Origin of the sequence: Mesorhizobium sp. LSJC280B00 (assembly GCF_000502835.1) — a bacterium.
Lineage (GTDB): Bacteria > Pseudomonadota > Alphaproteobacteria > Rhizobiales > Rhizobiaceae > Mesorhizobium.
In genome coordinates this window covers 1-13,477 of record NZ_AYVL01000056.1, presented here as the reverse complement: position 1 = coordinate 13,477, position 13,477 = coordinate 1, and the positions used below count along the sequence as shown (strand labels likewise).

15 protein-coding genes and 3 pseudogenes are annotated in these 13,477 nt (G+C 58.5%); 6 read left to right on the top strand and 12 right to left on the bottom strand.

Going from position 1 to position 13,477, the window contains the following annotated elements; genetic code table 11:
- The 5 genes and pseudogenes from X773_RS72160 to X773_RS72145 form a co-directional block, all read right to left on the bottom strand.
- The coding region (locus X773_RS72160) for a polyketide synthase (RefSeq protein ID WP_031213270.1) at positions 1-1,235 on the bottom strand (1,235 nt) is incomplete at its 3' end.
- A 90-nt stretch (positions 1,236-1,325) separates the two neighbouring features.
- Positions 1,326-3,272: an amino acid adenylation domain-containing protein gene (locus tag X773_RS72155; RefSeq protein WP_023680638.1), complete on the bottom strand. Its 1,947-nt coding sequence runs from the start codon at positions 3,270-3,272 to the stop codon at positions 1,326-1,328.
- A gap of 147 nt (positions 3,273-3,419) precedes the next feature.
- A pseudogene (locus X773_RS78775) lies at positions 3,420-3,771 on the bottom strand (DDE-type integrase/transposase/recombinase); the annotation flags it as partial.
- Positions 3,772-4,103: 332 nt separating this feature from the next.
- A complete protein-coding gene (locus tag X773_RS72150; RefSeq protein ID WP_023680637.1) occupies positions 4,104-4,580 on the bottom strand; it encodes a GntR family transcriptional regulator in 477 nt (158 codons plus the stop codon).
- The gene (locus X773_RS72145) at positions 4,577-4,903 is read right to left on the bottom strand and encodes a GntR family transcriptional regulator (protein ID WP_084641853.1); all 327 of its coding nucleotides are present in this window, start codon (positions 4,901-4,903) and stop codon (positions 4,577-4,579) included. Before X773_RS72145 ends, X773_RS72150 begins: the two co-directional genes overlap by 4 nt.
- A 56-nt stretch (positions 4,904-4,959) precedes the next feature.
- Here X773_RS72145 and X773_RS77030 point away from each other — a divergent pair, with 56 nt between their 5' ends.
- Entirely contained in the window at positions 4,960-5,397 is a 438-nt protein-coding gene (locus tag X773_RS77030) for a hypothetical protein (protein WP_156937501.1), read from the top strand.
- Here X773_RS77030 and X773_RS74095 read toward each other — a convergent pair.
- The gene (locus tag X773_RS74095; RefSeq protein ID WP_023680634.1) at positions 5,389-6,144 is read right to left on the bottom strand and encodes a 4'-phosphopantetheinyl transferase superfamily protein; all 756 of its coding nucleotides are present in this window, start codon (positions 6,142-6,144) and stop codon (positions 5,389-5,391) included. The two genes, X773_RS77030 and X773_RS74095, sit on opposite strands and share 9 nt — an antisense overlap.
- A gap of 227 nt (positions 6,145-6,371) precedes the next feature.
- On the opposite strand from X773_RS74095, the pseudogene X773_RS72135 reads away from it, so the two are divergent.
- A pseudogene (locus X773_RS72135) lies at positions 6,372-6,625 on the top strand (transposase); the annotation flags it as partial.
- A pseudogene (locus tag X773_RS75845) lies at positions 6,624-6,731 on the top strand (DUF3309 family protein); the annotation flags it as partial. The pseudogenes X773_RS72135 and X773_RS75845, both read left to right, overlap by 2 nt.
- On the opposite strand, the gene X773_RS0140140 reads toward X773_RS75845, so the two are convergent.
- Together X773_RS0140140 and X773_RS72130 are read right to left on the bottom strand one after the other, a co-directional pair.
- On the bottom strand, positions 6,728-7,243 hold the full coding sequence (locus X773_RS0140140) for a toprim domain-containing protein (RefSeq protein WP_023680632.1): 516 nt from the start codon (positions 7,241-7,243) through the stop codon (positions 6,728-6,730). The pseudogene X773_RS75845 and the gene X773_RS0140140 sit on opposite strands and share 4 nt — an antisense overlap.
- Positions 7,244-8,323: 1,080 nt before the next feature.
- Entirely contained in the window at positions 8,324-8,665 is a 342-nt protein-coding gene (locus X773_RS72130; protein WP_023680631.1) for a hypothetical protein, read from the bottom strand.
- Between the two features lie 716 nt (positions 8,666-9,381).
- Here X773_RS72130 and X773_RS72125 point away from each other — a divergent pair.
- Positions 9,382-9,834: a helix-turn-helix transcriptional regulator gene (locus X773_RS72125; protein ID WP_031213257.1), complete on the top strand. Its 453-nt coding sequence runs from the start codon at positions 9,382-9,384 to the stop codon at positions 9,832-9,834.
- A gap of 91 nt (positions 9,835-9,925) precedes the next feature.
- Complete coding sequence (locus X773_RS72120; protein ID WP_245274873.1) at positions 9,926-10,312, top strand: hypothetical protein; 387 nt, start codon at positions 9,926-9,928, stop codon at positions 10,310-10,312.
- Positions 10,313-10,354: 42 nt separating this feature from the next.
- On the opposite strand, the gene X773_RS74090 is transcribed toward X773_RS72120, so the two are convergent.
- Genes X773_RS74090 through X773_RS72105 form a run of 3 tightly spaced genes read right to left on the bottom strand, consistent with a single transcriptional unit; the run spans position 10,355 to position 12,214 of the window.
- Positions 10,355-11,053, bottom strand: a complete 699-nt coding sequence (locus X773_RS74090; RefSeq protein WP_023680627.1) for a transglycosylase SLT domain-containing protein — start codon at positions 11,051-11,053, stop codon at positions 10,355-10,357.
- Between the two features lies 1 nt (position 11,054).
- Positions 11,055-11,564: a hypothetical protein gene (locus X773_RS77025; protein ID WP_156937500.1), complete on the bottom strand. Its 510-nt coding sequence runs from the start codon at positions 11,562-11,564 to the stop codon at positions 11,055-11,057.
- A 59-nt stretch (positions 11,565-11,623) separates the two neighbouring features.
- Positions 11,624-12,214, bottom strand: a complete 591-nt coding sequence (locus tag X773_RS72105; protein ID WP_031213253.1) for a hypothetical protein — start codon at positions 12,212-12,214, stop codon at positions 11,624-11,626.
- 67 nt (positions 12,215-12,281) lie between these two features.
- Here X773_RS72105 and X773_RS72100 point away from each other — a divergent pair, with 67 nt between their 5' ends.
- Positions 12,282-13,292, top strand: a complete 1,011-nt coding sequence (locus tag X773_RS72100; protein WP_245274872.1) for an acyltransferase — start codon at positions 12,282-12,284, stop codon at positions 13,290-13,292.
- Here the strand turns inward: X773_RS72100 and X773_RS77870 are convergent.
- The coding region (locus X773_RS77870; protein WP_210164210.1) for a hypothetical protein at positions 13,266-13,477 on the bottom strand (212 nt) is incomplete at its 5' end. The genes X773_RS72100 and X773_RS77870 overlap by 27 nt on opposite strands.

Here is a 13,477-nt window from a genome sequence, read left to right as displayed (position 1 = left end):
GGCGCAGCGCTCGCCGGCACGGCGAAGGGAAGGCGATCGAAGTCGATCTCCGGATTGGGCGTCTTGAAATTGACCGCCGGCGGCAAGGTTCGCGACTTCAGTGCCATGACCGTCTTGATTACACCCGCGACGCCGGAAGCGGCGATCGTATGGCCGATATTGGCCTTGACCGAACCAAGAGTAATCGGCGCGACGTCCGCCGGCAAACCGGCGAAGACTTCGCTGAGGGCTTCGATCTCGATCGGATCACCCAGTTTCGTGCCCGTTCCGTGCGTCTCGATGTAGGAGATCGTTTCCGGCGCGAGCGAACTGTTCATGAGTGCTCTTGCGACGACGCTCGATTGGCCCTCGATGCTCGGCGCCGAGAAGCTGATCTTGTCGTTTCCATCATTGTTGATCGCCGACCCGCGAATAACAGCGTGGATGGTGTCACCATCGGCAAGCGCGTCATCGAGACGTCGAAGCGCAAGCACGCCGACGCCACTCGAAAACACCGTGCCGCTGGCCTCGGCATCGAACGGACGGCAGTGCCCGTCGCGGGACAAGATCATGCCCTCTTGATAGCGATAGCCCGCACCCTCTGGAATGATTGCCGTGACACCGCCCGCCAGCGCCAGGTCGCATTCGCCGTTCTGCAGACCGCTGCAGGCCAGATGGAGACTTACGAGCGAGGTTGAACAAGCTGTTTGGACGTTGATGGCGGGACCGATGAGGTTGAGGCGATGGGCCGCCCGAGTCGCCAGGTAATCCTTGTCGTTTCCCAGCATGGCCTGGAATCCGGACATGGTGTCGAGCATGCCTTCCTTGCTGAAATCGTGCGAGCCGGCTACGCTTCTGGCGAAATAGCTGTTCGGGCCGGAGCCGGCATAGATGCCCGTTGTCATCTCGGTCGAACGGACGGCGTAGCCAGCATCTTCGATGGCGTGCCAAATGTTTTCCAGGAATAGTCGGTGCTGCGGATCGAGGAGAGCCGCCTCACGAGGCGTGATGCTGAAGAAGTCAGCGTCGAAGTAGCCGAGGCCCGTAAGTGGGGCGCCGCGGCGGATGTAATCGTTCGTTTCCCACTCCTTGGGCTCGACGCCCGCGCCGGCGAGTTCAACATCCGACAACTGACGAATGCTCTCGCGTCCGGCAATAATGTTTTCCCAGAACGCCTTGGGCGTGTCAGCATCGGGGAACCGGCAGGCCATGCCAATAATCGCGATGGGGGTAGCTCTGTGAATGGGGCCGTTCATTTTCACCTCGTCGCTGCTCCGGCTTATCTGCTCTTTGGCTTCCGGAGCGCGTTAATCTGGTCTGCTGGAGCGGGTCATCGGTGCGCAGGATCAGCGCGGAGAAGCGCGTCTTTTGGTCGACACACGCCGGTTTGCGAGACCAGCCAACGTCGTGTTCAATGCATCGCCCTTCGCCGATCTTCGCGATAAAACGTCTGCAAGCCCCCTCGGCGAAGGATGCCGGAAGACCAAGATCGCGGACATGTTAATCCCGAATTGGCGGCGAAGGCGGCGCTGAAGCTCCGGTATCATGATCGAACGCGCGCCAAAATCGAACACGTTATCCGAATCCGTGAGCGAGGGATGGTCCAGGAGCTCCCGCCAGTGAGAGGTGATCGCGCCGCACAGATCGCCGTCCTTCGCCGATCCGCTCGTAGTGGCACTGGCAGGCTTCTCGACAGGCGGTGCCGAGGTCTTGACCTTTTCGGCACACAGCTTTTCGGCGATTGATTTGCGATCGACCTTGCCACTCGCCGTTTTAGGCATCGCGCCGATGATCTGGACACGGTCTGGCGCCATGTAGCCAGGAAGCATCTCACGGACATGGGTGCGAACTACTGTCTCGAGACAATCGGTTGGCGCCCCATCTTTGCTCGTTAGGCAGGCGATCAGTCGTCCCGTTCCATTTGCATCGCGCTCGAAAACCACGGCGACTTCGGCTACGTCTGGGTGATCGGCTATAACGCTCTCAATTTCCCCAAGTTCAACCCTATAGCCGTCGATCTTGACTTGGTGGTCACGGCGACCACAGAAGAAAAAACAACCACTTTCATCTGACGTCGCAAAGTCGCCGGTCCGATACAATCTCGTTGGCGTGCCATTAATATCGATAGTCACGAACCGTTCCTCTGTTCGCTCCTTATCCTGGAAATAACCCTGCGCGAGGCAAACGCCACCAACATAGAGCTCTCCCACCTCTCGTGACCTCACCGGTCGGGCATCTTCACCTAAGATAAAGAGTTCGACATTCGGCAGAGCCCGACCGATTGGCGGTAACCTAGGCCATTCGGCTGGATTGCTCTCAAGCTCGTGACAAGTGACGACGTGTGTCTCGGAGGGACCGTACTGATTGAAGAGCCGACACTCGGGGAGCTTGCTGAAAAACTCGCGCAAAGCGGAAGAGACCACGAGTTGTTCGCCGGCGGTGTGGATCTCCCGTAGACTGTCGGGAAACAGATTGCGCTCCACACAATTCGAGGCCAATTGTTGGAGAGCGATAAATGGCAGGAACAATCGTTCCACCCGGGCACGCTGTATCTCGTCCGAAAGCAAATCGGGGTCGATCCGCTGTTCATTCGTTAGGATGACGATACGGCCACCAGAACAGAGCGTGGAGAAGATCTCCTGAAACGATACATCAAACGAAATGGGGGCGAACTGAGCCGTTGCCGCATTGTCTGACAGGGCCGAAAGTTCGATCTGCCAGTCCACGAGGTTTTGAAGTGCTACTCCTCCCATGTCGACTGCCTTCGGCTTGCCAGTCGAACCCGAGGTAAAGATAACGTAGCCACCGGACTTCGGCGGCAGCGCCAAATCTCGGTTCAACGATCCACCATCGGCTGCGCCTACTCCAACTTCCTCGACCATCACCGCCGAGCACGACGAAACATCCTCGAGGATCGCCGAATAGACGGCCGATGAACTGAGGAGCACGCTCGGATCCGCTTGCGCAAGCATCTCGCGAATGCGACTCTCTGGAAGATTTGGTTCCACAGGAACGTAGGAAACACCTAGGATTTGACAGCCGAGGATCGCCGCGATCCGGTCAATGCCGATGGGAAAATGAAGGGCGACGCGGTCCAAACCCCCTTCACGTCCAGTTTTTAGGGCGCGAGCTATCTCGCAGGCTCGCAGCCACAAATCCATGTAGTTGATCGCTTCTGTTCCGAAAATAACAGCAGGACGACGAGGAAATTCGGATGCATACCAAAGCACGGACGCTGCAATGGTCCGGTCTGAAGGGCCTGCGGCCTTTTTTAAACTCTGCATGTTTTCCATCAGAATGCGAGGACATTGCTAAATAGCTTTGCTATGATGTATGCGCGGCAAGTTACACAGTCAATCCATTCACCAAAACTTCACATTTTCTTAATATTTCGGCCGAGGTCTACGGGTGTCGCCGGATTCAGTAGTCCATCCTCTGGGCAGCTCGCTGCCGGTTTCGAAGGCATGAGGAAGACGCATTCGTATTTGTCGCCGCGCCACAACCACTCGGTGACTACGTTGTCCATCCGGTGGCCGCGCCCGTCCATGGGTATGCGGATGCCGGCGTCCTTCAGCGTGGCCGTGAAGGCGAAGCTCAGGAACTTGCCCCCTGGTCAGTTTTGAAGATGTCGGGCCTGTCGTGGCGAGCAATCGCCTCCTCGAGGGCGGTAACGCAGAAGTCGCTATCTATGGTGTTGGACAGCCGCCAGGCCGGCACCCTGCGGCTGAATCAGTCCATGATGGCCACGACGTGGCGGAAGCCGCGCCGCACGGGGGGTGGAGTAAGAAGTGCTGCTGCGCTTCTCCTCCCCGAACTGTACGTGCACCCGTGCACCTTTCAGCGCATACGGCTCTCTGTTCAATCTTGGCCCATGGCCATGGCAACATCATGATAGTTTGAGGTGACCGTGCCGGGTTTCGCTCCGGGATATACGGGTTGATCTCCGGGTTCCGCCACTCTGAGCAATCCGATAGAATCACGACCTACTGAAATCACTCACCCCTTTTTTTGGAAAGGACCCATACATTTAAGCGCAGTGCGACAGCGCAGCCTAGCTTGCCATGCTCTCACGGGGGGCCTTCGCCTGAGGCGTACGAAAGGAGCGGCCGTTCGATTCCGCGTTCCTAGGCAGGGACCCGATTTCCCGCACGATCCTTCAGGTCGGACTTGTCAAGAATCGCAAAAATCTGCTCATGCGCTTCCATGATGTTGCGCTCGAGGGCGTCGGCGGCAGCCAAGCCGTTGCCCTTCTCCAACTGGTCGATAATTTCGCGATGATTATGGTGGCCCGGAACAAATTTTGGTTCCTTTCGCCTGAGGCTGAGGACCGGGCCCGCCTGAAGCCAATGCGCCTCGATCGTATTCATCAAGACCTTGTTTTGAGAGAGATTGTAAACGGCAAAATGAAACAGTTGATTCAGCTTCAGATACTTTTTCACGTCAGCGTTCTTCTCCAGATTGAGTAGATCCATCTTGTCATTGATTTGTCTGATATAATTCAGGCTCTTCCCAGCAGATTTCTTCGCGCCCCAGACTATGGCCTGCCGTTCATTCAGAAGGCGCACTTCCAGAAGATCGCGTAGGCCTTCAGCAGTGATCATTGGAACGCGCGCGGACTGACGCGGCGCCCGTTCGAGTATGTCGATGCCGNGCGTAGGCCTTCAGCAGTGATCATTGGAACGCGCGCGGACTGACGCGGCGCCCGTTCGAGTATGTCGATGCCGCTGAGCCGGTTGAGCGACTCGCGGATCGGCATGTGGCTGGTGCCGAATGCGACAGCCAGTTCCTTGAGACGCATCGGCTGCCCGGGCGAAAATTCCCCGGCCATCAAAGCGTTCTTCAGTTCGGCATAGACATGCTCAATCGTCGAACTCGGGGAAGCCTTCAATGGTGGTATTTCGTACTTCGAGCTTTTTGTCGCCATTTGGCAGGATCTCCAAAACCGGGGATGACCTCAGGAATGGGTGCTTCGAAAGCCCTGTGAACACGTTTCAGGCGCTGCATGAAAACGGCGGGGCACCAGTTCACCCGAGCCCTGATCCGCTGGTCCACGCACGAAGTGCGCCGCATCGCAAACCGCTTGGCACAGCAACGCATCGAACCGGCTCATACCTGGTCTTGCTGGAGACGCGCTCACCAAGCCGTTTCCCAGAAGGCACACATCAAACGAAATTTACGGCTGTGATGCTCGAGTGGCCTTGGGGAAGGCTAAGGTTGCTCCTGGCTCGCGATCCAGTATCTTTTTTCATGATCTTGAATACGCTTGGGACCGTCATCATCGCACTTTCCATCCTGATCGACGGGCACCTGCCGCCGAGATTTCCGGCCGCGGTGGCAGACGGCAGCCGCCATCTCCAGCGCCCTGGTTCCGAAGCTTCTGCAGCCTTAACAATGTATCAGCCGGAGCCGCTACATTGACATATGCTGGTGTGTTACTGCCAACCAGGTCAACACATGGCCAGCAGCGATGCTAAAGCGAATGTCATAGTGCTGGCCCTCGAGCAATTCGGGACAGATAGTTTGTGTTAGATGCAGTCGTAGTTGCCCGTTTCTAGGCGTCGTTCGTAACTCTGCACAGTCGAATCCGAAAAGGCGCCTTGCCACAGGATAGAGCGCTTTGAAGAGCGTTTCTTTGGCCGAAAAAACCAAGCTCGCCAGCCGGTCTGGAGAGAGGACCACTTGTCGAGCGATCAAGGCGCGCTCATCCTCATTGATGGTCATGTTTAGGATCGCATCCAGAGCATGACCGCTGGCCAGCGCCTCAACGTCGACACCTGCCCGCCAGTTCCCATTGGCGATGGCGAAACAAGCGCAATGCCCGCGGGCATGCGTTATCGACCCAGCGGAAGAGGAAGGCCAGAGTGGAGCCCCGCCTAGGCCGATTGGAATCTCAGCAGCGGCTTGGCCCAGCGCCCGCAATGCCGCCTGTGCCATCGCTCGCCCGGCTAAAAACTCAGCACGGCGTATGGTCACCGCTGCGGACAGACTCGCAGGGCAGTGTAACGCCAGCAGGTTAAACAGGTCGTCCGTATAGCTTTTGAGATCAAACCTTCCGCGCACCAAGATCGCATTGGGGAACCCGGGATCATGTAACTCAACATCGGTGAAAAATCCACGTGAACGAGCAGATAGAGCGACAAATTCGAGATCGGCAAAAACGGTCATATCCTGTCGCCTCTGCCCTTAACCCATGTCGCATTTTTATCATGATACTTTCAGGGGACGAGTTTAAGTTCTGTTAATTTATATTACGAATTCATTAAGACGGGTCAGAACAAGAGCTGCTCGAAATCATACGCTAAGAGACCGTTTGGAAAATCGAGGGGTGGGTTTTGCGGTGAAGCGATTTATGATTCAAGCTCTGGAGGTGAACCGAGCAGAGCCGCGGGCGAATGGCCAAGATCGCTAAGAAAACCAAGCGCTGCCCATCCGATTTGACGGACGAAGAATGGGAGCAGATCGCTCCGCTAATGCCCAGGCCTGGGCGTCGCGGCCGTCCGCGCGAGGTTGAATTTCGGGAGGAGAGCAACGCCGTGCGCTACCTGGTCCGTTCCGGTTGCGGTTGGCGGATGCTGCCGATCCATTTCGGGCCGTGCAGACGGTCTACGGTTGGTTCCGCGAGTTGGCGCGGCGCTTTCTGTTCCAGCGGCCTCGGCGGCGGTCCGTTCTACGGAACCGGCTATTATGGCGGCGGCGGGCTTGGGCTTGTGCTGCTGATCGTCATCCTCCTCGTCGTGCTCGGGCGTATTTAGCGGAGATGCTCAACTCCGGGTGATCGCAATCTCGTGACCAGAAGATCCAGGGATAAGATCTCGGAGGTCGGATCGTCCTCCCACAACTTCGCGAAATCGCGATCGTCGGGCGGTCTGTGAATGAGGACCTGGCGCCCAGGGTTGGCTTCGCGAACGCGTTCGGCCGCGCCAAGGCCGGGCTTGTCTGGATCGGCGAAGACGACGACCCGCTTTACGCTCGCGGGCATCTGAAGGAAAGGCAGGCGGGGCGCTCCCAGTGAGCACCATACGGGCAGGCCGTAGCGCAGCATTGCGGCATGGCCGGTCTCGTAACCTTCGGCAATGCCAAGGATGTCGGCCGCTGGGGCGAGCCGCAAGGCAAAGCCCCGGCTCGGGCCGATGATGCGGCGCGGCTCGTCCAGCGCCGCCTTTTCTGGCCGTGTCGGGTGCAAGAGGGTGAGCTGCACCGAACAGATCGAACGGTCTGGGGCCTGCAGAGCAGCCACCAGCGCTGGAAAGCGCCTCTTTCCCAATCGATAATCCGGCAGAAAGCGCAAAGTTGGCAACGTCGCTGGCAGGCGGCGAGAGGCAAGATAAGCTTCGCCGTGCGTGCCGGCGAGCGCAATCGCTCCCGACCAGAGCGCGAGCGCGTCCGCTGCCGTGGTTTTGGGCGCANTTCCCTTGCCCGTGACTTGGTACTGGGCAACGGCACAAGTAGCTCCCGCGCGCCGGGAATCCTCCCAAGGCGCGATATACCTGGGCAGCGCTTGGCCATGACACCTTTGTCATGGGCCTGATAATGCCGCCAAGCCGCTATCGGATCAATAGAATGATTTAATAGCGCGTCGAACATCCCCGGCGAAATAGCCGGGGCGCTTCACGCGTTCTGCCGCTTGGAATAGGCCCGCGAACAGCGGTACGTTGTGCTCCAACCTCTTCGCAAGGTTGCGGCACCGCTGGCGCGTGGGCACGGTTTGCGCGCCGAACGAGGACAGCGGCGAGAACCTTCGGGCCGGGCGGCTGGATACCCGAGAAGGTTATGCGCCATTGGTCGCACGAGCGCGGCTATGCCGTCTGCTGGGAACTGGTCAGCCAGAGGCCCATTCGGCGCCGGAGCCCCGAGGCACCGCCGATCACCTGTAAGGGAGGGGAAAGGAAGGCGAGGGGGTTTTCCTCCCGCGCGCCGCGCTGGGCATCCGGCATCTGGACAAGAGAGCAAGGGCCAGGACTTAGCTATCGTGACCGCAGGATCGCCTCGGCCAGGTGGCCCAAGCCTGCATCGCTGAGAGCGCCATTCGCAAACCTCGAGATTGGCGACCAGGAGCCGTTGCATCAGGTAATTAAATTACGAGAACCACTTGCGTGCGAACCGCATAGTGGTGTCTGCGCAGGAACGCTTTGTCATTGCGCGAGGGCGCGCGAACCCGACCTTCGGACGATCGGCACATTAGCGGCGTCCCTGGCGTCTCGGTATGGGCCTTTTGGGAATTCGGGACGCCGCCGTGCGCAAGCGTTGAAGCATTTGGGGCTACCGTATCAGGAGATCGCAAACCTGACGGAACAGGAGGATCGGCTGTGGCCTGATTGAGCAGATCCTGACACGGTAGGACCTGTTAAAGTTTGAAGCGGCCAAGGCGCTGATCGTTGAGGCGGTACTGCCAAACCAGGTTCGGATCCTTAGGGTTGACGCCGGACGTCGACCAGGCGGAGCGCTCGAACTTTGCAGCGTCATACAAAGGAAGTTCGTCATCACAGCGCGACGGCTGTAACGACGAGCGAAGGCGATACCGTCCGATACTGTGAGTTAGAAATTCGATGACACAGACGGTGGCGAGGGACAGGATCAAGAAAGCAGTGGAAAAGCTGAGCAGGCGAAGGCCGGCTTCCTGATCGGGCAGGGCGAAGAAAGCGAGCACGCCGCCGGCGAAAATTGCGAACGCGAACCTCATGAGCATGACACAGAGCCTCCTATTTCGATGTTGATCATTATAATATCACAGATCAAGCGTCATTATAATGATCAACGGAGATAGGATGGCCCCTCATGGAGCAAGCGTTTTTCGAAGGCTGGGGGCATGGTGCCGCCTTTGGCGGTATCGGCTTCAGAGTGCGGCGTATTCCCCGGCGCCTTTTCCAGCTCGGACAGGGATAGAGATTGGATCCTCGCCGACCCGCGGGGGCCAAGCCTTGCGGCCCGTTTTGAGCGTAATCGGCAATGCGAATGGTGGACTGCGCAGCCGCCTAACATCGTTGCATAGCCGGGAAATCATCCACGCTCTTGAAACAGGGGCGTCGAGGTTTCGCTTCTGGTCGATCTGAACCAGGTCATTCGAAATGGTATGGGGCAACGATTGCAGGGCCTGCCTGCCGCAGGGGCAGAGAACAGGGTTGTCCCTCCGGATGAGGCGTTACACGACAAATTCATAAGTCGGATGACCACGCCATCCAACCTGGATCATTTAATGATTCATTTTCAACAGGGCATTCAGATCGAAATGCTACCGTGCTCTGGAACGATTTAGCGGCGGCCAAAATCGCTGTACGGGAGTATGGGGAGGATGCCGCGACACTTTAATAGGGCAATGAGTCATCGTTTCGGCTAACAGCCTGAGCACTAGACATTTTACAAAAAATGGCCGTCATATTCCGACCGATAAGCAGGAGTGCAACCGTGCCAATATTTAAAAACAAGACAGAAGACAGCGATGGTTGGCTTTCGATCCTGCTCGCCCTGCGACTTCGCCAAATCGAGAACGAGTACCCGGACTATGCGAGTTTTGCCGACGCTACGGGGCTATCGCGCGGCACGCTCTACCAGTTGCGGACGGGGAAGGGGAACCCGACATTCGTCACCCTGGAGCGGCTGGCACGGCACCTGAAGGTGCCGGTGTGGACGCTCATCGGGCGTACTGGTGACGACGACAGCGTGAAGCGGGACATCGAGACGTTCGGCTTCAACTTCAACGAGATTGCGCGGCATATTGAGGCAACGCGTGCTGTGAAGCGCTCGATGACGGAGTTCAGTGGTGTACCTTCTTTGAAAGAGGCAGCCATCCCCGCTGGGGCAACCTCCGAGAAGAAGCAGCCACCTCAGACCAAAAAGAGACGCAGGACAAGCCAGTAGCATACAATAAAAGTATACGCTGCTAAACAATCGGCGTAGATTCATTTGCTACGATAAGCTGAAAATATGCTTTATATTTCTTTGACTGGCATTGGAAAATCTGCCAGCGTCGATGCACCGGCATCATTTTGCTGAAGGGTTCACGATGCAAGCGAATATTTGGCAAGTCGCAGGAGACAATTCGCTCTACAAGGAAGCGGCGGCGTTCGTCGATTGCCAACCGAAACCATGGGTGGAAGAGGTTTCCGAATTTCTGCGGAAGAAAGGCAAGCCCGAGACGATCACGTTGGTGATCGGACAGTTCATCGTGGCGGCTCTGTTCGAAGGACGACACGCGGATCTGCTCTACTGGTCGTTGGTTGCGTCCGAAGTGAACTGCGGCGGGATGGAGCAATGGCCTGATGATGTGCGCCAGGAGCTGGCAAGCCATCTGAAACGGGGATTTGGAAAGCTCTCGTCGCGAAATCTCTCCCATTGAAGGCGGCTGGCCGACGGCGTGGCCCTCAATGGGGAGACGGGGTTACACCTGACCAGAGGCAACATTGATGTCGCTTCTGGCGGGACCGGGAGCGGATGAAGCGAGTTTTGTCTCACCACCGTTGGGCGTCTGAAAGTCGCCTGGTCCCATTTGGCAGACCGGTTGCGCGCCGCACCCCTGACGAATGGATTGGCCGGCCGAATTGAGCCCGGCATAGCGGCGGTTTACGTCGTGCGTCCAGTTACGGCGCTGGCTTTCCGTGCTGCCGTTGTAACGATCGGCGAGGCAGCGAATACTTGACGTGCCGCCGCACGATTTGACGGCATCGCGAAGCGTCATTACGCCGCCTTCAATGTTTTCGGACAAGATGCCCCGATCCATCCCGTAGGCGCGGCCGGTCGCTCCCGTAAGCTGCATCGGTCCAAGAACGCCACTGAAGGAGCCGGCACATGCTGACATCGCGCCTTCGTGAGCGGACACGGCAAGAGCGAGCTTGGGATCAACGCCATACTTGTTGGCGGCGTCTACAATCATATTGGCGATGTTCGGGCTGCGCTCCATCATCTCTTGCGTGGACGGATAGCTCGGCAGACCCGCTCCGTTCTTACAAAGGGAACGCAAGGTTGTCTTGTCATTGAGGTCGCAAGAATTTGCATCCTGGTCAAAGGAATTCGCTTGCGCAACAGGCGCTTGTCCGACGACCAGGAGCGCGGCGAGGAGTATTGGGAAGGGACGCAGCATCTTACTTCCCCGGGCAGAAATTATAGATGGTGCCATTGATGGAGAGCGCGTCGCTGGATGGGCGCGTAATCTTCATCGGCGTGATGACCGGGGAGCTGCTGCCACGCTCTGTACATGAGGCTTGGAACGCATCGCCTGCATGACGGGTGCCTGCTATCTTGCAGGTGCTTGCGCCGACGGTGATTGCGTCGCCGTCAAACTCGGCAAGTTCGAGAGCGCCCACGCCTTGGTCGAGATCGGCACATGTGTGTGTAGACGCTACATATGATCCCTGCGGAGCCTTGAGCGGATCAAGCGCTTGCGCGATTGCCGGCGAGATCAAGACGGCTAGAGTCGTGAAGATTGTCGGGCTGGCCATGGCAGATCTCCTGAACGTCATCCCGCCGCGGCCGCCGGCAGGAGCCGCGGTCAAGGCCGCGCATCGCGCGCCGTGAGGGAAGCCTTGATCCGGTGGCGATGGCTGGTGGCAGGCTGGTGTACTGAATAAGGTTAGGTTTTCCATGTCGATCATGGTTGCGCTCCTTCCGAATATCGAGGTTGCCGGAAACACACCGGGCATCGCGGCTTCCCCTAGGGCTGCGGGACAGGGACCCGGAATTGGCATTCCGGGGCGATTTCACCTTGGAATACGATGCCGGCGCGAATAGTTTTGGCCTGAACATCATATGCACCCATTGCACCATTCCGAGCGAGGTCGGGGCGGACGTTATTCGGTTGCGCGCCATATTCGATGAAACAGCCTGAGCCAGCGTCAGCGACCGTGGATCGGCCATTCTGGTAGATCGCCAAGCGCATGGGGCATCGTTTCAGCGTCGCATTGCCGACAGGATCGGTGCGGATCGGCAAGCAGCCGGTGAGCGTGTGCAGGACCGAGAGGACGACGGTTTTGGTCGGGCTGCGCACGACGATGTGACTCTCGGAAGCCGGCGCGTTGGCGACCGCAAAGCGCGTATCGCCTTTGGCCACGTAGGCGTCGTTGTTTTTCTTCAGCCGGTCGGCCCATAGGGAGGCGTAGGGCACAGCTTCCGAGTTCGGGAGCTCGAGATCGGCGTAGGCGACGGCGCGCCAGGCGTTCGGATCATGCGTGAGCGACTGAGCCAAAGCGCGGGGCGCCAATGTAAGGGCAGTCGCGACTGCGACAAATGTCAGGCGTACGCGCATTCCTTGCCTCGCTTTTGTGCATTATGATTAAATCAATGTTTTGGTGATTGTCGAGCGTGATATTTGAATGAAACAAGAAGCTCGCCTATCAGGGCTGGATGAATTGCGAGGCTTGGCGATCGGGCTGGTAGTGCTGTCGCATGTCGGGCCGGTCTTCGGAGAAGGCGGGACGGTCGCCGCTCTGCTGTTTGCGCCGGCGTGGAGCGTCGGGGTCGACCTGTTCTTTGTGATTTCCGGCCTGCTGGTGGAACGCTCATTGCGAAGCCTGCGCCTCGAGCTAGGAGCGCTCGAGGCGGCCTCCGCCTTCTATGTCAGGCGTGCTATGCGGATCGTGCCGCTGGCCTGGTGCGTCGGCGCCATCCTCTCGATCGGGTTGATCATCCCGGGAAGCGGCGTTGAGCCTGCAGACGCCAAGGCGGCATTCGCCTTCATCTCGAATGCGCATTGGGCGCCCTGTTTCGGGGGCGCCACAGGATGCGGGAACGCCTTTGCGTTTGGGCCATTCTGGTCGGTCGCCGCCGAGATGCAATTTTATCTACTGGCTCCGCTCCTGGTGTTCTTGCTACCGCGGCGGGCGCTCGTCGCGCTGGCCGGACTCGTTCTCGTGGTCGGGACGTTCACGCTGCGGCCATGGGGCGGGACGCTTTGGACGTTCCGCATGCACGCAATCGCAGTCGGGCTGGCGGTCGGCGCAACCATGGGCACAAGCGCATGGCCACGGCTGGCGGAGCACCTGCGGGCGATCGGTAACATGGAAGCGACGTTCTGGATCTCGGTCGCGGCCTTCATGCTGGCGATCTTGTCGCCGGCGACACATCGCGTGGCGACTGCCGCGCTGGCGCTGATGTGCGGGTGGATCGTGACAAGGGCGACTTTGCGGGATGATCCTGTGAACCGGCCGGGGCGGATGCTGCGCCACTGCTGCGTCATTGGAACCATGCGCTCGGCGGTATCGAGGGGTATGGTGCGCAACGGATCGCGGTCAGGGGTCGATATCGCGCAAGTGCTGGACGTGTTGGTGCGAAGCGAGCCCCCAGCAGAAGAGCAAAGCCTAACGCTCGCTCCCCCGGAATGCTGAACGCACGATACCGCGGTTTAATCTTCGTGAGCGACCGTCAGCAATGCCGAGCACTGATAATGATTTCGCCCCGGAAAGGGATTGAACTAAAGCCTTGCCAAGCGCTTGGCCGAACGACAGATCGATCTCGCTTAGCGAGTGCCTTCGAAATATTCGCTCGCCGGGCTTGTTCTTCCTAAAAAAGT